Annotated in this window: 17 protein-coding genes; 14 read left to right on the forward strand and 3 right to left on the reverse strand. The window is 60.3% G+C overall.

Annotated elements, in window-relative coordinates; all coding sequences use genetic code 11:
• Nucleotides 1-92: 92 nt before the first annotated feature.
• On the reverse strand, nucleotides 93-2,432 hold the full coding sequence (locus tag GOQ25_RS10320; RefSeq protein ID WP_160350380.1) for a bifunctional (p)ppGpp synthetase/guanosine-3',5'-bis(diphosphate) 3'-pyrophosphohydrolase: 2,340 nt from the start codon (nucleotides 2,430-2,432) through the stop codon (nucleotides 93-95).
• A 113-nt stretch (nucleotides 2,433-2,545) separates the two neighbouring features.
• Here GOQ25_RS10320 and GOQ25_RS10325 point away from each other — a divergent pair, with 113 nt between their 5' ends.
• Together GOQ25_RS10325 and GOQ25_RS10330 are read left to right on the forward strand one after the other, a co-directional pair.
• Complete coding sequence (locus GOQ25_RS10325) at nucleotides 2,546-3,409, forward strand: zinc-dependent peptidase (RefSeq protein ID WP_160350381.1); 864 nt, start codon at nucleotides 2,546-2,548, stop codon at nucleotides 3,407-3,409.
• A complete protein-coding gene (locus GOQ25_RS10330; RefSeq protein ID WP_160350382.1) occupies nucleotides 3,406-3,918 on the forward strand; it encodes a flavodoxin family protein in 513 nt (170 codons plus the stop codon). Before GOQ25_RS10325 ends, GOQ25_RS10330 begins: the two co-directional genes overlap by 4 nt.
• Before the next feature lie 400 nt (nucleotides 3,919-4,318).
• On the opposite strand, the gene GOQ25_RS10335 is transcribed toward GOQ25_RS10330, so the two are convergent.
• Nucleotides 4,319-4,672, reverse strand: coding sequence for a RidA family protein (locus GOQ25_RS10335; RefSeq protein ID WP_160350383.1), 354 nt, complete (start codon nucleotides 4,670-4,672; stop codon nucleotides 4,319-4,321).
• Between the two features lie 46 nt (nucleotides 4,673-4,718).
• The gene (pncB, locus tag GOQ25_RS10340) at nucleotides 4,719-5,894 is read right to left on the reverse strand and encodes a nicotinate phosphoribosyltransferase (protein ID WP_160350384.1); all 1,176 of its coding nucleotides are present in this window, start codon (nucleotides 5,892-5,894) and stop codon (nucleotides 4,719-4,721) included.
• Between the two features lie 195 nt (nucleotides 5,895-6,089).
• Between pncB and fdxA the strand changes: the two genes are divergently transcribed.
• The 12 genes from fdxA to GOQ25_RS10400 all read left to right on the forward strand — a co-directional run bounded on the left by fdxA (nucleotide 6,090) and on the right by GOQ25_RS10400 (nucleotide 16,806).
• On the forward strand, nucleotides 6,090-6,413 hold the full coding sequence (gene fdxA, locus GOQ25_RS10345) for a ferredoxin FdxA (protein WP_160350385.1): 324 nt from the start codon (nucleotides 6,090-6,092) through the stop codon (nucleotides 6,411-6,413).
• Between the two features lie 41 nt (nucleotides 6,414-6,454).
• Nucleotides 6,455-7,252: a ferredoxin--NADP reductase gene (locus GOQ25_RS10350; RefSeq protein WP_160350386.1), complete on the forward strand. Its 798-nt coding sequence runs from the start codon at nucleotides 6,455-6,457 to the stop codon at nucleotides 7,250-7,252.
• Nucleotides 7,253-7,436: 184 nt separating this feature from the next.
• Nucleotides 7,437-8,651, forward strand: coding sequence for a polyhydroxyalkanoate depolymerase (locus GOQ25_RS10355; RefSeq protein ID WP_160350387.1), 1,215 nt, complete (start codon nucleotides 7,437-7,439; stop codon nucleotides 8,649-8,651).
• Nucleotides 8,652-8,764: 113 nt separating this feature from the next.
• Complete coding sequence (rsxB, locus tag GOQ25_RS10360; protein ID WP_160350388.1) at nucleotides 8,765-9,418, forward strand: electron transport complex subunit RsxB; 654 nt, start codon at nucleotides 8,765-8,767, stop codon at nucleotides 9,416-9,418.
• Nucleotides 9,415-10,053 (forward strand): endonuclease III, encoded by a 639-nt coding sequence (gene nth, locus GOQ25_RS10365; RefSeq protein ID WP_160350389.1) that lies wholly within the window; start codon nucleotides 9,415-9,417, stop codon nucleotides 10,051-10,053. The genes rsxB and nth overlap by 4 nt, the downstream gene beginning before the upstream one ends.
• 85 nt (nucleotides 10,054-10,138) lie before the next feature.
• Nucleotides 10,139-10,912, forward strand: a complete 774-nt coding sequence (locus GOQ25_RS10370) for an ABC transporter ATP-binding protein (RefSeq protein WP_160350390.1) — start codon at nucleotides 10,139-10,141, stop codon at nucleotides 10,910-10,912.
• A complete protein-coding gene (locus tag GOQ25_RS10375; RefSeq protein ID WP_160350391.1) occupies nucleotides 10,909-11,619 on the forward strand; it encodes an ABC transporter ATP-binding protein in 711 nt (236 codons plus the stop codon). The genes GOQ25_RS10370 and GOQ25_RS10375 overlap by 4 nt, the downstream gene beginning before the upstream one ends.
• Nucleotides 11,620-11,678: 59 nt before the next feature.
• The gene (locus GOQ25_RS10380; RefSeq protein ID WP_160350392.1) at nucleotides 11,679-12,896 is read left to right on the forward strand and encodes an ABC transporter substrate-binding protein; all 1,218 of its coding nucleotides are present in this window, start codon (nucleotides 11,679-11,681) and stop codon (nucleotides 12,894-12,896) included.
• A gap of 84 nt (nucleotides 12,897-12,980) precedes the next feature.
• A complete protein-coding gene (locus GOQ25_RS10385; protein ID WP_160350393.1) occupies nucleotides 12,981-13,868 on the forward strand; it encodes a branched-chain amino acid ABC transporter permease in 888 nt (295 codons plus the stop codon).
• On the forward strand, nucleotides 13,865-14,848 hold the full coding sequence (locus GOQ25_RS10390) for a branched-chain amino acid ABC transporter permease (RefSeq protein WP_160350394.1): 984 nt from the start codon (nucleotides 13,865-13,867) through the stop codon (nucleotides 14,846-14,848). The genes GOQ25_RS10385 and GOQ25_RS10390 overlap by 4 nt, the downstream gene beginning before the upstream one ends.
• Nucleotides 14,849-14,924: 76 nt before the next feature.
• A complete protein-coding gene (locus tag GOQ25_RS10395) occupies nucleotides 14,925-15,932 on the forward strand; it encodes an ABC transporter substrate-binding protein (protein ID WP_160350395.1) in 1,008 nt (335 codons plus the stop codon).
• 34 nt (nucleotides 15,933-15,966) lie between these two features.
• Nucleotides 15,967-16,806, forward strand: a complete 840-nt coding sequence (locus GOQ25_RS10400) for a branched-chain amino acid aminotransferase (RefSeq protein WP_160350396.1) — start codon at nucleotides 15,967-15,969, stop codon at nucleotides 16,804-16,806.
• Nucleotides 16,807-17,401 lie beyond the last annotated feature (595 nt).

Consider the following 17,401-nt stretch of genomic DNA (forward strand, 5'->3'; position numbering starts at 1 on the left):
CGATGGTCCTCTACATATAAAACATGAGTTTAGGCGAGATTCGCGGCTCACCGAATGGGGAGTATCCAGGTGGCCAATAGAGGCAGCCGTCATCATCCCCGCACAGCAGAGGTCACGCCGGGCACTTCGGCCAGCGCCGACAGCGCCTTGGTCAGCGAATCGCCACCGCGCACCTCGACCGTGAAGATCATATGGGCCAGCGACTGACGGCTCTGCGTATTCACCCCCACCACATTAAGCCGTTGACGCGCGAAGACTTCGGACAAATCGCGCAACAGGCCGGAGCGATCCTGCGCATGCACGCTGATGTCCACGGGATAGAACGTGTCGGAGGTATCCCCCCAAGCCACGTCGATGATCCGTTCGGGCTCGCGCGCCGCCAGCGCCTTGTAACTATGGCAGTTCGTGCGGTGTATCGAGACCCCGCGCCCACGCGTGACAAAGCCGGCAATCTCATCCGGCGGCGCGGGACGGCAGCAGCGCGCGAGTTGCGTCAACAGCGACCCCACGCCCACGACCAGCACGCCGCTCTTGCCACTGCGCGCCGCGCTCTCGGCGCTGTGCGCGTTGGCCAAGTCGGCGGCTTCGGGCTCGGGCTCCGGCACGGGCTGCTGAAAAACAGAATCGATCTGCCGCAGGCTGAATTCGTCCTTGGCCACCGCCACGTACAAGTCATCGGCGCGCGCAAAACCCAGCGACTGCGCCAGTTGTTCGAGGTTGACCGCCGTTTTGCCCAAACGCTGCAGTTCTTTTTCGACCATGGACTGGCCGGTGTTGATGCGCTGCTGCAGTTCGATGGCGTTGAACCACATACGCACCTTGGCGCGCGCGCGAGGGCTGGCCAGAAAGCCCAGTTGCGGGTTTAACCAGTCGCGCGAGGGGCTGCCCGCCTTGGCGGCGATGATTTCGACGGTCTGCCCGGTCGAAAGCTTGGTCTGCAAGGGCACCATCTGCCCATCCACGCGCGCCCCGCGGCAGCGATGCCCCAGATCGGTGTGCAGGTGATAGGCAAAATCGACCGGCGTTGCGCCCTCGGGCAGCTCAATAACCCGGGCCTGGGGGGTCAACACATAAATCCGGTTGCTGGACTGCGCTATCGGTTGTGCGGTGCGACGGCGACCGCGCGTGGCCGGCGAGTTTGGCGAGCCACCCTCGCTCGCGCCTGCACTGCCCGTCGTCGCGTTACCGCCGGACTCGTCGCCTTGTCCGTCCGCGGCGTTGCCGGTGCCTGTGGGGGCATCGCCAGCCTCGATCTCCGAATTCCAAGCCAGCAACTGACGCATCCAGGACAACTGCCGATCGTAGTCGCTGGAGGCCTCTACCTGGCCGCCCTTGGCGCCCGCCTCTTTATAACGCCAGTGGGCCGCCATCCCGTATTCGGCGAACTGGTGCATTTCCCGCGTACGGATTTGAATCTCGAACTGGCGCCCGTCCTCATCGGTCACGACGGTATGCAGCGAACGGTAGCCGTTGGGTTTCGGCCGGGAGATGTAGTCGTCGAATTCCTCCGAGTAAGGCGTCCACATATCGTGCACCATGCCCAGCACGGTATAGCAGGCCCGGACATCGTCGACGATCACGCGCAGCGCACGCAGGTCGTACAACTGCGAGAATTCCAGGTTCTTGATGCGCATCTTGTTCCAGATGCTGTAGATATGCTTGGGCCGGCCGCTGACCTCGGCGGGAATGCCCGCCTGCGCCAAGGTCGTTTGCAACCGTTCGACGGCATGCGCGATAAAGGCTTCGCGCTCGACCCGCTTTTCCTCGAGCAGCTTGGCGATCTGCTTATAGCGGTCCGGGTCCAGGAAGCGAAACGACAGATCCTCCATTTCCCACTTGACCTGCCAGATGCCCAGCCGGTTTGCCAGCGGGGCGTACAGATCCATGGTCTCGCGCGCGAAGGCCGGTGAGCATGGCACCTTGGACGCCGCATGCCAGCGCAGCGTCTGCAATCTCGACGCCAGGCGCATCAGCACAATGCGCAAATCCGCGGCCATCGCCAGCAGCATCTTGCGCTGCATCTCTTTCTGATCGCCCGAGCCCGCCTCGCTGTCGCTGGCGTGACGCGCCATCAGCCCCAACCGCAACAGAGCGCGCGCGCCTTGCACCAGGCGCGCGATTTCCGCGCCGAACTCGGCAGCCAGGGGATCATTACGCAAGGGCGGCGCTGGCACCGACAAGTCCGCCGGCAGGGTCACCAGCAGTGCGGCGATCCGGGTAGCCGCGTCGGACTGAAGCCCGGCCAGTATCCGCACTACGCCAGCCGCATGATTAGCCAAGGGCTCACCCGACACCGCGAGCTGATCGCCATATTGCGGTAACGCCCAGGCGACCGCATCCGAGATGCGGGCAGCATCAGCAGGATCAAGACCGGCAGCGGCTAGCTGCTGCCATGCGTCGTCAAACGGCGAGAACGCATTCGTATCAGGCATCACGGATATCGCAATTGAGATGGGCGCAACGTGCCCAAAATTTTTCCTACACTCTACACTAAGCGGCAAGCGTGTCGAGGTGTACGCACGCAATCATTAAGGATTTGCGAATCATGTTGCGATGGCTCAAGGGCCGGGGTGCCGCCACGTCCGCGGTCGCACAGATGCGAGCCCGCATCGCGCCCGGGTTGTGGTCCGAAGTTCTGCAGACTTACCCTTTTCTATGGGCATTGGAAACCGCCGAGCGTGACGCGCTGCTGGACCGCGCAGCGTGGCTGCTGGCCAGCAAGACCATGAACGGCGCGCGGGGTCTGACGCTGACCGACTTTATGCGCCTGTCCATCGCGGCGCAGGCCGCACTGCCGATTTTGCACCTGTCGCCCAGGCTCTACGAAGGCTGGGAAGAAATCATTATCTATCCCGAAGGATTTCGCATTCCGCGCGTGCAGCAGGACGAGGCCGGCGTGGTTCATGAATACGACGAGGATGCTGCCGGCGAAGCCTGGGATGGCGGCCCGGTCATTTTGTCGTGGGACGATATGCTGCCCCAGCACGGCGCCTTCAACGTGATCATTCATGAATTCGCGCACAAACTAGACCTTTCTTCCGGCTACGCCGATGGCATGCCGGACTTGAGCGCGCATGTCGAGCTATCACCGCGCGCATGGCGTCGCACGCTTTCTGCCAGCCTGGATCAATTCACCGAGGCCTTGGAGGCCGTGGAAGCCGCCATACCGGCCGACGTGGACCCGGAGAGCGACGAAGCCGCGCCCTGGTACGACCAGCTGCCTCTAGACCCGTATGCGGCCACCGACGAGGCGGAGTTCTTCGCCGTCAGCTCGGAACACTTCTTTGTCGATCCCGAGCCGCTCGCCCATGCCCTGCCCGATTGGTACCAGCTACTGCGTGTGTATTACCGCCAAGACCCGTTAAACCGAACCTACCCCAGCAGCCACTTGGACGCAGCCACTCCATGAAAACGCTGCTTATCATCTGGCACTCCCGCACCGGCTATGCGAGACAGATGGCGCAGGCATTGGCGCGCGGTGCCGACCAGGTGGCACATGAACTCGAACTACAAGCGAAGTTGCGCGTGCGCCTGCAAGCCGCGCCCGACACCGATCCCGCCGACATACTGGCCGCAGACGGCTACCTATTCTGCGCCCCTGAAAACCTCGCCAGCCTGACCGGCGAGATGAAAGCCTGCCTGGACCGCTGCTACTACCCCGTCCTGGACCAAATCGCCGGCCGCCCCTACGCCGCCGCCATTAGTGCCGGCACGGATGGTGAAGGCGCGGCGCGCCAACTCACCCGCATCGCCACCGGCTGGCGCCTGCGCGCTGTCGCGGCCCCCTTGATCGAACGCAACGGCGCCCAAACCCCCGACGCCATCCTCGCGCCAAAAACCGTTCCCCCGCAGGCCCTGGCACGCTGCGAGGAACTCGGCGGCCTGCTTGCCGCGACGTTATTGACGAGCGAGACATAGCCCCCGCCAAGCAAGCACCGACGAAGCGGTGAATCGCATCACGCCCCCAGACGCCAAGCGGCCAAAAGCCACATTCACAGAGCCTCGCCCGTCCTCCACCGCGAGCCGGCTTGTCGGGGCGAGGGCTATCGGGGCGCCTCGGATTCGAACGAGGGAAACCGAAGGAGCGCAGCGACGAGGTTGACGAAGTGGTGCCGGGCGCGCAGGCGCCCGGCCGGATCCGTGAAGCCCCGATAGCCCTCGCCCCGGCAAGCCGGCGCCTAAAGAACCCCGGCCCCGACCGAACTGCCACACACACGCCCCCAAACAAAAAGAGCCCCGCGCATGACTCATACGCGGAGCTCCCTGCCACCGTCCAGAATCGCAACCGACTCCGGACAGCTTTCAACCCGACGCAGCCTTAGGCCACCGCCGCCGTCACGACAATCTCAACCTTGTAGTCAGGATTAGCCAACCGCGCTTCGATCGTAGCCCGAGGCGGCGCATTGCCGTCAGCCACCCATGCGTCCCACGCACGGTTCATCGCATCAAATTCCTTCATGTTCGCCACAAAAATCTGCGCCATCAGGATCTTGCTCTTATCCGTGCCAGCCTCGGCCAGCAGACGATCGATCGTAGCCAGAACCTGAGCCGTCTGCCCTTCCATATCCAGCGAAGCATCATCCGGCACCTGACCCGCCAGGTAGGCCACACCGTTATACACCGCCATATCCGACAGACGCTTTTCCACATTGACGCGCTTAATGCTGCTCATCAAAAATCCCCAAAAATATCAAGAGAAAATAACCACCCCCGGCCCATCAAGCCGGCGGCAACTGAAACACCTGGCGCAGATACGCCAAATAAGCCGGATCATCGCACATGGTTTTTTCCGGCGCGTCAGAAACCTTAGCCACCGGTTGGCCATTACAGCGAACCATCTTCATCACAATCTGCAGCGGCTCGTGCCCGAGGTCGTTCGTCAAGTTCGTGCCAATGCCAAACGACACCTTGCAACGCCCGGCAAATTGCCGCGCCAGCTCGATCGCCTTAGGAAACGTCAGCGAATCCGAAAACACCAAAGTCTTGGCCCGCGGATCCGTGCGATTTTTGCGATAGTGCTCGAGCATACGCTCGCCCCATTCAAACGGATCGCCCGAATCATGGCGCGCGCCGTCAAAGAGCTTGCAGAAATACATATCGAAATCGCGCAGGAACGCATCCAGACCGTAGACATCCGATAGCGCAATCCCCAGATCGCCGCGATATTCCTTGGCCCAGACCTCCAACGCGAACACCTGCGAATCGCGCAGCCGAGGCCCCAGGGCCTGGCATGCCTGCAGATACTCATGCCCCATCGTGCCCAGCGGCAGCACATCATGCTTCATCGCCAGCAGCACATTGCTCGTGCCCGCGAAGTGCTTGCCCATCTGCGCTTTCATCGTGGTCACGACTTCCTCGTGCCACAACTTGGAGAAACGTCGGCGCGTGCCATATTCAGCCACGCGGAAATCGGCCAGCGCCGGGTCATCCAGCACCAATTGCATCTTGGACTGCAGGCGTTTGCGGCCCTCTTCCCAGTCCGGATTGCGGCGCGTATTACGGAAGTACACCTCGTTGACGATCGCCAGCACCGGGATCTCGAACAGAATCGTGTGCAGCCAAGGGCCTTTCACCGTGATGGAGATTTCACCCGGACCCTCGCCCTCGGTAATGGCAATACAGCGCTCGGGCAGGTGAAACAGCCCCAGAAAGTCAACAAAATCGCTCTTGATAAAGCGCAAGCCCCGCAGGTAATCCAGCTCCTCCTCGGTAAACCGCAGCTGGCACAGCGCGTGAATCTCGTCGCGGATCTCGTCCATATACGGCCGCAGATTCACATTCGGCGTGCGGCATTTATAGCGATATTCGACCTGCGCAGCGGGAAACTGATGCAAAACCACCTGCATCATGCTGAACTTGTACAGATCGGTGTCAAGCAAGGAAGTAATGATCATGATGGCGCTGACTCGGCGCGAGATGTTTTATTTACCTGATATTTTTTCCACACCATAGCATAGCTGCCGCCAGGATCCCCCGGGCTGGCCGCTGTGCGGCACTACCGCACCCAGGGTTATCGCCACCCCAATCAGGGCAAGAGGGTAAAATCAAGGGAATTCATCACAGCTGTTGCCTGTCTGCGGAGTCCCCGAATGACCCACGTCGTCACCGAAAACTGTATCAAATGCAAGTACACCGACTGCGTCGACGTGTGCCCGGTAGACTGTTTTCGTGAAGGCCCGAATTTTCTCGTGATCGACCCCGACGAGTGCATCGATTGCGCCGTCTGTATTCCGGAGTGCCCCGCCAACGCGATCTATGCGGAGGAAGACGTGCCTCAGGATCAGGTCCAATTTATCGCGCTCAATGCTGAGTTGTCGCCGGAATTCGCGCCAATCAGCCGGGCCAAGAAACCGCTGCCGGACGCCGACGATTGGAACGGCAAACCGAACAAGCTCGAGCTCCTGGAAAAATAAGGCCTGGCGCCCTTTCGGCCCCGGCCGCTGTCACCCTCTAGATGACCGAACTCAAGTACACACGCCAGACCGTCACCCATGTACACACATGGGTCCCGGATAAGCTGTTTTCCATCCACGTCACACGTGACCCGGCCTTTAAGTTTCAGGCGGGGCAATTCGCGCGCGTGGGCTTGCCCGAGGGCGATGACCCGGCTGCCGAACCCACCGTGTGGCGCGCCTATTCGATGGTTTCCGCCCCGGACGAAGATCGTCTGGAGTTCTATTCCATCGTGGTGCCCGAGGGTCAGTTCAGCCCCCGCCTGGCGCGTCTGCAGCCGGGCGATGCGATCTACGTCGACAAAACGGCGTTCGGATTTCTCACCATCGAACGTTTTCCGCAGGGCGGCGACTTGTGGTTGCTGGCGACCGGCACCGGGCTTTCGGCCTACCTGTCGATCCTGCGCGATGCGGCCACCTGGCGCGCTTTCCGGCGCATCGTGCTGGTGCATGGCGTGCGCTCGGTCAGCGAATTGGCCTACCGCGACGAGATCGAATCCTGGCGCACGCATCCGGATTTCGCCGAGCATTTCGAAGCCGATCCGCGCAAACTGATTTACCTGCCCATCGCCACGCGCGAGGCCATTCCTGGCATGCCGCAGGCACGCTTGACCACGCTTATCCAGAATGGCGAACTCGAGCAGCTGGCCGGCATGAAGCTCGACCCCGAGCAATCCAAGATCATGCTCTGCGGCAACCCCGAGATGCTCAGTGAAGCGCGCAAGCTGCTGGGCGAACGTGGTTTTGCCCCGGGCCGGCGCGGCATTCCCGGCAATCTGGCCGTCGAAAATTATTGGTAGCACGGCGCCCGACCGCCCGATGTTGTAAATCAGGTACAGATATCGGAAGGTTTCGGACAACAGGCCAGACAGATTCGCTATATCCTTACGCGAAATCGATATAACCGCAGCCGCGTTTGAGGCCGTCAGGCCGTGGACTCACGACCTCCACCACTCTTGATTGAGCAGAAGGACACTCGCCACGATGCTGTACCAATTTCATGAAATGCAGCGAGCGTTCCTGACGCCGCTGGCCGCCTTTACCGAAGCCGGTGCACAATGGTTTTCCAGCCCCTATAGCCCCTTGGCCTATACGCCGCTGTCGCGGCAATTGGCCGCCAGCTGTGAACTGATCCATCGGCTGGGCAAGGAATATCAAAAGCCCGCCTGGAATCTGACCTCTACCGTGATCGACGGTCAGACCGTGAAAGTGACCGAGTCGGTGGCGCTGAGTAAACCGTTTTGTCGCTTGCTGCATTTTGAACGCGACGCGCGCCGTGACGATCCGCGCGTGCTCGTGGTGGCGCCGCTGTCGGGCCATCATGCCACGCTGCTGCGCGATACCGTGCGCGCGCTATTGCCGAATCACGATGTCTATGTGACCGACTGGGTCGATGCACGCATGGTGCCGCTGTCAGCCGGGGCGTTTCATCTGAACGATTACGTGCACTATGTGCGCGATTTCATCCGCCATCTGGGTCCGGATCTGCATGTGATTTCGGTCTGTCAGCCCACCGTGCCGGTGCTGGCCGCAATTTCGCTCATGGCGAGCGCGAATGAGCCGAATCAGCCGCGCAGCATGGTGATGATGGGCGGGCCCATTGATCCGCGCGAGTCGCCCACGCAGGTCAACCGTCTGGCCACGACCAAGCCCTATTCCTGGTTCGAAAGCCAGCTGATCGACCGGGTGCCGGTGCGCTATCCGGGCGCGGGGCGGCGCGTCTATCCGGGCTTTTTGCAGCATGCTGGCTTTATGGCGATGAATCCGGACCGGCATCTGAAGTCGCACTACGATTTTTACCTGGACTTGCTGCGGGGCGACGATGACGACGCGCAAGCGCATCGCCGTTTTTACGACGAATACAACGCGGTGCTGGATATGCCGGCGGAGTTTTACCTGGACACGATACGCGTTGTGTTTCAGGAGTTCCAATTACCCAAGGGAACGTGGAATATCGATGGCGAGCTTGTGAATCCAGCCGCCATACGCGGGCCCGCACTGCTCACCATCGAAGGCGAGCTGGATGATATTTCGGGCCAGGGGCAGACACGTGCCGCGCAGAATCTGTGCCGTGGCATCCCTGCCAAACGCAAGCAGCACTACACGGCAACTGGCTGTGGCCACTATGGCATTTTCGCGGGCCGCCGCTGGCGCGAGACGATCTGTCCTAAAATTGCGGCTTTCATCCGGCAAGCCTGACCGGCTGCCCTAGCCCGCGCGATCGTTTCGCTGGCGCCGGCGCATTCGCCCGCACCCCGTATGCTTGCCCGTGTCGGCTCACACCCGGCACGGATTGACTCGTTTTTCTCGCCATGTCCTGTCTTACTTTAGCCGACCGCATTGACGCCTTGCTGCCTCAGACGCAATGCACCAAATGCGGCTATGACGGCTGTATGCCATACGCCCGAGCCATCGCCGAAGGCGCAGCGCCCATCAATCGCTGCCCACCGGGCGGAGAAGAAGGCGTGGCGACCTTGGCAAGCCTGCTTGGCACCACGCCACTGCCGCTGGATCGCACCCGAGGCGAGCCGGGGCCGCTGACGGTCGCGCGTATCGACGAAGCACATTGCATCGGCTGTACGCTGTGTATCCGCGCCTGTCCGGTGGACGCCATCGTGGGCGCCAACAAGCGCATGCATACCGTGCTGACCGATTGGTGTACGGGATGCGATCTGTGCGTGGCGCCCTGCCCCGTGGACTGTATCGAGATGGTCCCGGCGCAGCGCGAATGGACCGACGCCGATGCGCATGCCAGCCGCGAACGCCATCGCGCCCATCAGGCCCGTATCGCCCGCGAGCGTGCCCAGAATGCCCGCCTGATGGAAGCCGATCCCGACGAAGACACAGTCGTGCCTGCTCCCGCGCCCGCCATCGCCGCTGCCGACGATGAGGCGCGTAAACGCTCTGCTATCGAATCTGCTCTGGCGCGCGCCCGCGCACGCCGCACTGCTGTAAAGACCTCATGAATGCCGCCAAACGCCGGGCCATTTTCGAACGCCTGAAAGCCGCTAACCCAGCCCCCACGACCGAACTCGAATACGACACACCGTTCCAGCTTTTGATCGCCGTGTTGTTGTCGGCGCAGGCGACCGACAAGTCGGTCAATATCGCCACGCGCAAGTTTTTCCCGCAATACGGCACACCCGAAAAGCTGCTCGCATTGGGCGAAGAGGGTCTGGCCGAATACATCAAAACCATTGGCCTCTATCGCACCAAGGCCAAGAACGCGATTGCGACGTGCAAGCTGCTGCTGGAGCGCCACGGCGGCCAGGTACCGCAGACGCGCGAAGCCTTGGAAGCGCTACCGGGCGTGGGCCGCAAGACGGCGAACGTGGTGCTCAACACCGCTTTTGGCCAGCCGACCATGGCGGTCGACACGCATATTTTTCGCGTCTCTAACCGCACCGGCATCGCTCCCGGCAAGAACGTGCTCGAGGTGGAAAACAAGCTGGTGAAGTTCGTGCCCGCCGAATACATGAAGGACGCACATCATTGGCTGATCTTGCTGGGCCGTTATATCTGCGTGGCGCGCAAGCCGAAATGCCCGCAGTGCGGCATCTCCGATTTGTGCGAATACAAGGCTAAGACGCCGCCTCAATAACCTATGAAAAACCCTCATGGCCTTTTGAACCCCAGGTAGCGCATACTCGACGCAAGCCTTAAAAAAGAAAACCTGGGGCGGAGACATGGATGACATAATCCTGGAGACAAAAGGCCTCACGAGGGAATTTCTCGGCTTCGTTGCCGTCAACGGGGTAAACCTACGCGTCAAGCGTGGGCAGATTCATGCGCTGATCGGGCCCAACGGCGCGGGCAAGACCACGTGCTTTAATCTCCTCACCAAGTTCCTGCCGCCCACCAAGGGCCAGATCATTTTCAACGGCATCGACATCACGGCCGATCGCCCGGCGCAGGTCGCGCGGCGCGGCATTATTCGATCCTTTCAGATTTCCGCCGTTTTTCCGCATCTGACGGTGCTCGAGAACGTGCGCATCGGCTTGCAACGCAAGACAGGGCTTTCCTACCATTTCTGGCGCAGCGACAAACGCCTGAACGCGTTAAACGACAGCGCCATCGCGTTGCTGGATCAAGTGGATCTAGCCGCCTTCGCCGATGAAATCACGGTCAACCTGCCCTATGGGCGCAAGCGCGCACTAGAGATTGCCACCACGCTGGCCATGGAGCCAGAGCTGATGTTGCTCGATGAACCGACCCAAGGCATGGGCCATGAAGACGTCGACCGCGTGACACAGCTCATCAAACGCGTCAGCGCCGGCCGCACCATCTTAATGGTCGAGCACAACATGAACGTGGTGTCGTCCATCGCCGATACGATCACCGTGCTTGCCCGGGGCGCGGTGTTGGCCGAAGGGTCCTATGCCGAAGTCTCGCGTCACCCGGCGGTGATGCAAGCCTATATGGGCACCACCGAAGGCGAACTAGAAGGAGCGCACGCATGAATCACCCCGCGCTGGAGATCCACGATCTGCAAGCCTGGTACGGGGAATCGCATATTCTGCACGGCGTGAACATGCAGGTGACGCAGGGCGAAGTGGTGACGCTGCTGGGGCGCAATGGCGCCGGCCGCACGACCACGTTGCGTGCGATTCTCGGACTGACAGGCTCGCGACAAGGCTCGGTGCGCATCCATGGCACCGAAGCGATTCATCTGCCGACTTATAAAGTCGCGCATCTGGGCATTGGTTATTGTCCCGAAGAACGCGGCATCTTTGCCAGCCTGTCGTGCGAGGAAAACTTGTTATTGCCACCGCCGGTCGGCGCGTTGGGTGGCGGCATGTCGTTGACCGAAATCTACGACATGTTCCCCAATTTGCATGAACGGCGGCATTCACCGGGCACGCGTTTATCCGGAGGCGAACAACAGATGCTTGCGGTGGCGCGCATCCTGCGCACGGGCGCCGATCTGTTGCTATTGGATGAAATCTCCGAGGGCCTGGCACCGGTGATCGTGCAATCGCTGGCACGCATGATCCGCGCATTGAAGCAACGCGGCTACACCATCGTGATGGTCGAGCAGAATTTCCGTTTCGCCGCGCCGCTGGCTGACCGTTTCTACGTGATGGAACACGGTCAGATCGTCGAACATTTTGAAGCTAACCAACTGCAGGAAAAACAAGATACGTTAAACGAACTGTTGGGCGTATAAGCACCCCTCTCATCCGCCGCCACCGCGGCACCATAAAAGAGAAGTGAAGGAGTCGTCCCATGAAGCTGCATCACATCACTGCTATGCTGGCCCTCGCGGGCTTGGGATTCAGCGGGCTACCCGCCCAGGCTGAAGGATTCTCCGGCGATGTTATCCGCATCGGTATCATCACTGACATGTCCGGCGTCTATTCCGATATTGACGGTCCGGGCGGCGTCGAAGCCGTGCGCATGGCGATTGCGGACGCAGGCGGCGAAATCAACGGGAAAAAAATCGAGCTGTTGACGGCAGACCATCAGAACAAGGCCGATATTGCCTCGGCGCGTGCACGCGAATGGTTCGATCAAGAAGGCGTCGATATGCTGTTGGGCGGCACCAACTCGGCCACCAACCTCGCCATGGCTGCCGTTGCCGCGGAGAAGAAGCGCCCCTTCATTTCGATCGGCGCGGGCGCCTCGGATTTGACGAATTCGCAGTGCTCGCCTTACACCGTGCACTATGCCTACGATACGGTCGCGCTCGCGCGCGGCACGGGCTCGGCCGTGGTGAAAGACGGCGGTAAGAGCTGGTTCTTTTTAACCGCGGATTATGCGTTTGGCCATGCGCTCGAACGCGATACAGCGGCCGTGGTCAAGGCCAATGGTGGCGAAGTCAAAGGCGTCGTGCGCGCACCGCTATCGACTTCGGATTTCTCTTCCTTCCTACTCCAGGCACAAGCATCGGGCGCACAAATCCTGGGCCTGGCCAATGCGGGCGGCGACACCATCAATTCGATCAAGGCCGCTAATGAGTTCGGCGTGACGCAGACCATGAAAATGGCGGGACTGCTGATTTTCATCACGGACATTCATTCGCTAGGTTTGGATGCGACCAAGAACATGTACCTGACCGACAGCTGGTACTGGGATCAATCGGATGCCGCGCGCGACTGGTCCAAGAAGTTCGAAGAGAAACGCAAGACCAAGCCATCCAGTATCCAGGCAGCTGACTACTCCGCTACCGCGTTTTATCTGAAGGGCGTAAAAGAAACCGGAACGGACGATCCCGACACGTTGATGAAGTGGATGAAGTCGAACAAGATCAATGACTTCTACACCACCGACGGATACGTCCGCGAAGACGGCCGCATGGTGCACGACATGTATCTCGTGCAGGTCAAGACGCCGCAAGAGTCCATGGGACCGTGGGACTATTACAAGATCGTCGCCACGCTGCCGGGTGACGACGTGTACACCAAGCCCTCCGAGTCGACCTGCAAGCTCATCAGCCAGAAGTAATCCGCTGAGCTCGGCGTCCCCGCCTGCTGGTCGGGACGCCGAGATCTTGCAGGCATCCTATCGAACGCGCAGGGTTCACGCTACATGACTGAACTATTCGGCATACCACTGCCTGCACTATTGGGGCAGCTACTCCTGGGCCTGGTCAATGGCTCGTTCTACGCGATTCTGTCATTAGGGCTGGCCGTCATTTTCGGCCTGCTCAACGTCATCAATTTTGCCCACGGCTCGCTGTATATGTTGGGCGCATTTTTGGCTTGGATGGGCTTGAGCTATTTAGGCTTGAACTACTGGATCATGCTTGTCCTCGCGCCCATTGTGGTCGGCCTGTTTGGCATCGTGATCGAAAAGCTGTTGCTCAAGCATCTGTATAAGCTGGATCACCTCTATGGATTGCTGCTGACCTTTGGATTGACGTTGCTGCTGGAGGGTTTGTTTCGCAGTTTCTATGGTGTTTCGGGGCAGCCCTATCCGACGCCGGAGGCATTGCGCGGGGCAACGAATCTGGGATTCATGATTCTGCCCAACTATCGAGTCTGGGTCGTCGTGGCGTCCATCACGGTCTGTCTTGTGACTTGGTTCGTCATCGAACGCACGCGTCTGGGTGCGCTGTTGCGCGCAGGCACCGAGAATCCCAAACTCGTCGAGGCGTTCGGTGTAAACGTGCCGCGCATGGTGACGCTGACGTATGGCTTTGGCGTGGCGTTGGCGGGCTTTGCCGGCGTGCTTGCTGCACCCGTATTGCAGATCTCTCCCTTGATGGGTTCGAACCTCATCATTGTGGTGTTTGCCGTCGTCGTGATTGGCGGCATGGGGTCTATTCTGGGCGCGATCGTCACGGGCCTGGGCCTGGGTGTCATCGAAGGTCTGACCAAGGTGTTCTGGCCCGAGGCTTCGAGCACGGTCGTCTTCATCATCATGGCCATCGTGCTGTTGCTGCGGCCTGCCGGACTCTTTGGGAAAGAGAAATGAATCGCCAACTCATCGGTTATCTGGCGGCAGCCATCGTCGTGGCGCTCTTACCCTATATGGGCGTCTATCCCATCTTTGCGATGAAGGTGATGTGCTATGCGTTGTTCGCGTGCGCCTTCAATCTGCTGTTGGGGTACACGGGGTTGTTGTCGTTCGGGCATGCGGCATTCCTCGGCGGCGCTGCCTATGCGGCTGGGCACGCGATCAAGGTATGGGGGTTCCCCACCGAGCTCGGTTTGATCTATGGCACTGCGGTCGCCGCGATGCTGGGGCTGGTCATGGGATTGCTGGCTATACGTCGCAGTGGCATTTACTTTGCGATGATCACGCTGGCGCTCGCGCAGATGGTGTTCTTCTATTTTCTGCAGGCGCCCTTCACAGGCGGCGAGGATGGACTGCAGCGCGTGCCGCGCGGCACCTTGTTCGGCATCATCGATCTGCGCGACGATCTGAATCTCTACTATCTGGTGATGGGCATTTTCGCGTTGGGTTACTTCGTGATCTGGCGCACCGTGCATTCGCCGTTCGGTCAGGTGCTGCAAGCGTTACGTGAGAACGAACCGCGTGCCTTATCGTTAGGGTATGACGTAGATCGATTCAAGCTGCTGGCGTTCGTGCTGTCGGCCGCGATCGCGGGGCTGGCCGGTGCGACGAAGATGCTGGTCTTCGTATCGGCGACGCTGTCGGATGCTACGTGGCAGATGTCCGGCCTGGTTATCTTGATGACATTGATCGGCGGCCTGGGGACATTGACTGGACCGATTATCGGCGCCTTTATCGTGGTGCTGCTTGAAAACAAGGTCGGTGACTTCGGCAGGTTCATGGCGCGCGTCACGGATAACGATTGGTTCCTGCGGTTGGGCGAATCCGTCACCATCGTAATCGGCTTGATCTTCATCCTCTGCGTGTTGGCATTCCGGCGTGGCATCGTCGGCGAGATTCAAGCATTGATGAGCCGCCGCCGCGCCAAAGCATCATGACGCTTACAAGCTGTATAAGACAGCGCCGGCGAGCTACGTAAAATGGAATGCCCATCTATCCGTAGAGGAGCTTCCCATGCGTCCGGCCGCCCCGGTTCTATCCTTCATCGCCGCTGTTGGCGCAGCCACTGCCCTGCTATTTAGCACCGCCGCATCCGCCGCGCCATCGTGCGAGGTCGATCGGCCGGTGCGCTTTAGTGGACTCAATTGGGAATCAAATCTCGTCCTGGCCGGCATCGAGCGATTCATCGTCGAGCACGGCTATGGCTGCAAAACCGCGGTAGAGATAGGCGAAACGCTGGCCATGCTGGCCGCGCTGCAACGTGGCGATGTGGACATCACGCCGGAGGTCTGGCCTGGACAGATCGAAGTCGCCTGGGATAAGGCGATCAAGAGCGGCAGAGTCCAGGGCGTTGGCCACGTCTTTGATGCGGGCGAAGGATGGTATATCCCACGCTATACGCAAGAGCGTCATCCGGAATTAAAAAGCGCCGCTGACTTGGCCAGGTTCTCCGAGCTGTTTACCGACCCGGAAGAACCGTCCAAAGGACGCATCTACGGCTGTCCGGCCGGTTGGTCATGCGACATCCTCAATACCAATCTGTTCAAAGCGTTAAAGCTCGAAGAAAAGTACACCATGTTCGCTCCCGGTTCGGGCGCGGCGCAAAAGGCAGCTATCGTATCGGCGTATAAGCGCAAGCGCGACATTGTTTTCTATTACTGGACGCCGACCGCGCTCGTAGGCTCGTTGGATCTGGTCAAGCTGGAATTACCGCCCTTTGATGCCGCGGCCTATACCTGCTTGACGGATCCGAACTGTGCCGACCCGGTAGCGACCGAGTTCAAATCGAACCGTGCCGTCACGGGCATGAACACCGATTTCGCGCGCGCAGCTCCCCAACTCACCGAATTTTTCACCAAGCTCACCGTGCCTGGCCCTGTCATCGACGACACGCTGGGCTGGCTGGAGACCGAGCAGGCAGAGCCTGAAGAAGCCGCCTTGTATTTCCTGCGCAAGTATCCGGAAGTCTGGAAAAAGTGGGTGCCCGAAGATGTCGCCACACGCGTGCAAGCTAAACTTTGACGCGTGACCTGATTTTCAATAAAGGAAGTACGACATGGACGCGATCTACTGGCACGATGGCCAATGGATGACCGAGAATCCCAAACTGCTGGGCCCGGCCGATCACGCATTCTGGATGGCGAGCATGGTATTTGACGGTGCGCGCGCGTTTGACGGATTGACGCCCGATCTGGATCTGCACTGCCAACGGGTAGTGCGCTCGGCGCAGAAGATGTTGATGAAGCCGCAACTCAGCTGGGAAGCTATCCGCGACTTGAGCTTGGAGGCCGTGGCGAAGTTTCCAGCGGGCGAGGCACTTTATATCAAACCGATGTTCTTCTGTGCGGATGGGTTCTTGTTGCCGGACGCGGACAAGACACAATTCGTTCTGCATGTGTTCAAGGTGCCCATGCCCGGCGAGCAAGGGTTCTCAGCCTGCTTTTCCAGTTTCGCCCGAGCATGGTCGAACATGGCGCCGACGGATGCCAAGGCGTCGTGCCTCTATCCCAATGGGCAACGCGCTATTCGCGAGGCGGTGGAAAAGGGATTCGACAACGCGATCATGTTCGACGGCGATGGCAACATCGCTGAATTCGCCACATCGAATCTCTGGATCGCTAAAGATGGCATCGTAGCAACGCCAGTCGATAACGGCACGTTCTTGAACGGCATTACCCGTCAGCGCGTTCTCGCTTTACTGCGTGCAGATGGCGTACAAGTTGAAGAACGCACCATCACTCGCGCGGATGTGGAGCAGGCGGATGAAGTCTTCTCTACTGGCAATTATGGCAAGGTTGTCCATGTGAATCGCGTGGAGGATCGTGCGCTGGAGTATGGGCCGTTTGCTCGGCGGGCGCACCGGTTGTATATGGAGTTCGCTCGGCGCGGCAACTAGGCTATGAGCGGGCGTAGGCGTTGTGTACTTGCGCTGACGTTGATTGGTGCGGTATTGAGTGCATAGCGCTGGCTTCGGCTCCGGTGGTTCGGGCGTTCTCGATTCGGGCGTAGATTGGGTTCTTTAGGCGCGGGAGCCGGGCAGAAAAGGGGCACCGGCCCTGTCGCAGCGGCTCGGCCCATGATCAGGGGCCTCGGTCCCCTTCGGGGACTTCCCGCCGCTCAACGGGCCGGTGCCCCTTTTCTGCCCGGCTCCCGCTTGCGTTAGCGTCAAGAGGACGAGTCCAAACGCCGTGATCGCCTGCGTTTCTCTGGGAATGACATGTACGTTCTGAAGTGCGTAGCGTGCGCATGCGCGCAGCGCGCTAACCGTGGCCTGGCCTCAGCGTGAGTCCGGGGGCGGTGTGCGTGGGCGATGCCGGCCCGTAGAGCGACGGGAAGTCCCCGAAGGGGACCGAGGCCCCTGATCATGGGCCGAGCCGTTGCGACAGGGCGGGTCTGTCAGTAATTTCGTGTTTAGGGCATAACATACCGCCAAGGAGTATGTATGCCACGCAAACCCAAGACCCCGCTGGCCGAGTTGCCGAGCATTCCCG

The organism is Bordetella sp. 15P40C-2 (genome assembly GCF_009763235.1).
Lineage (GTDB): Bacteria > Pseudomonadota > Gammaproteobacteria > Burkholderiales > Burkholderiaceae_B > Bordetella_A.

Excerpts from the sequence above, each read along its gene's own strand:
- GOQ25_RS10355 (WP_160350387.1), top strand. The coding sequence starts at position 7,437 with ATGCTGTACCAATTTCATGAAATGCAGCGAGCGTTCCTGACGCCGCTG.
- pncB (WP_160350384.1), bottom strand. The coding sequence starts at position 5,894 with ATGATCATTACTTCCTTGCTTGACACCGATCTGTACAAGTTCAGCATG.
- GOQ25_RS10325 (WP_160350381.1), top strand. The coding sequence starts at position 2,546 with ATGTTGCGATGGCTCAAGGGCCGGGGTGCCGCCACGTCCGCGGTCGCA.
- fdxA (WP_160350385.1), top strand. The coding sequence starts at position 6,090 with ATGACCCACGTCGTCACCGAAAACTGTATCAAATGCAAGTACACCGAC.
- nth (WP_160350389.1), top strand. The coding sequence starts at position 9,415 with ATGAATGCCGCCAAACGCCGGGCCATTTTCGAACGCCTGAAAGCCGCT.
- GOQ25_RS10320 (WP_160350380.1), bottom strand. The coding sequence starts at position 2,432 with ATGCCTGATACGAATGCGTTCTCGCCGTTTGACGACGCATGGCAGCAG.
- GOQ25_RS10400 (WP_160350396.1), top strand. The coding sequence starts at position 15,967 with ATGGACGCGATCTACTGGCACGATGGCCAATGGATGACCGAGAATCCC.
- GOQ25_RS10390 (WP_160350394.1), top strand. The coding sequence starts at position 13,865 with ATGAATCGCCAACTCATCGGTTATCTGGCGGCAGCCATCGTCGTGGCG.
- rsxB (WP_160350388.1), top strand. The coding sequence starts at position 8,765 with ATGTCCTGTCTTACTTTAGCCGACCGCATTGACGCCTTGCTGCCTCAG.
- GOQ25_RS10370 (WP_160350390.1), top strand. The coding sequence starts at position 10,139 with ATGGATGACATAATCCTGGAGACAAAAGGCCTCACGAGGGAATTTCTC.
- GOQ25_RS10330 (WP_160350382.1), top strand. The coding sequence starts at position 3,406 with ATGAAAACGCTGCTTATCATCTGGCACTCCCGCACCGGCTATGCGAGA.
- GOQ25_RS10375 (WP_160350391.1), top strand. The coding sequence starts at position 10,909 with ATGAATCACCCCGCGCTGGAGATCCACGATCTGCAAGCCTGGTACGGG.
- GOQ25_RS10350 (WP_160350386.1), top strand. The coding sequence starts at position 6,455 with ATGACCGAACTCAAGTACACACGCCAGACCGTCACCCATGTACACACA.
- GOQ25_RS10385 (WP_160350393.1), top strand. The coding sequence starts at position 12,981 with ATGACTGAACTATTCGGCATACCACTGCCTGCACTATTGGGGCAGCTA.
- GOQ25_RS10395 (WP_160350395.1), top strand. The coding sequence starts at position 14,925 with ATGCGTCCGGCCGCCCCGGTTCTATCCTTCATCGCCGCTGTTGGCGCA.
- GOQ25_RS10335 (WP_160350383.1), bottom strand. The coding sequence starts at position 4,672 with ATGAGCAGCATTAAGCGCGTCAATGTGGAAAAGCGTCTGTCGGATATG.
- GOQ25_RS10380 (WP_160350392.1), top strand. The coding sequence starts at position 11,679 with ATGAAGCTGCATCACATCACTGCTATGCTGGCCCTCGCGGGCTTGGGA.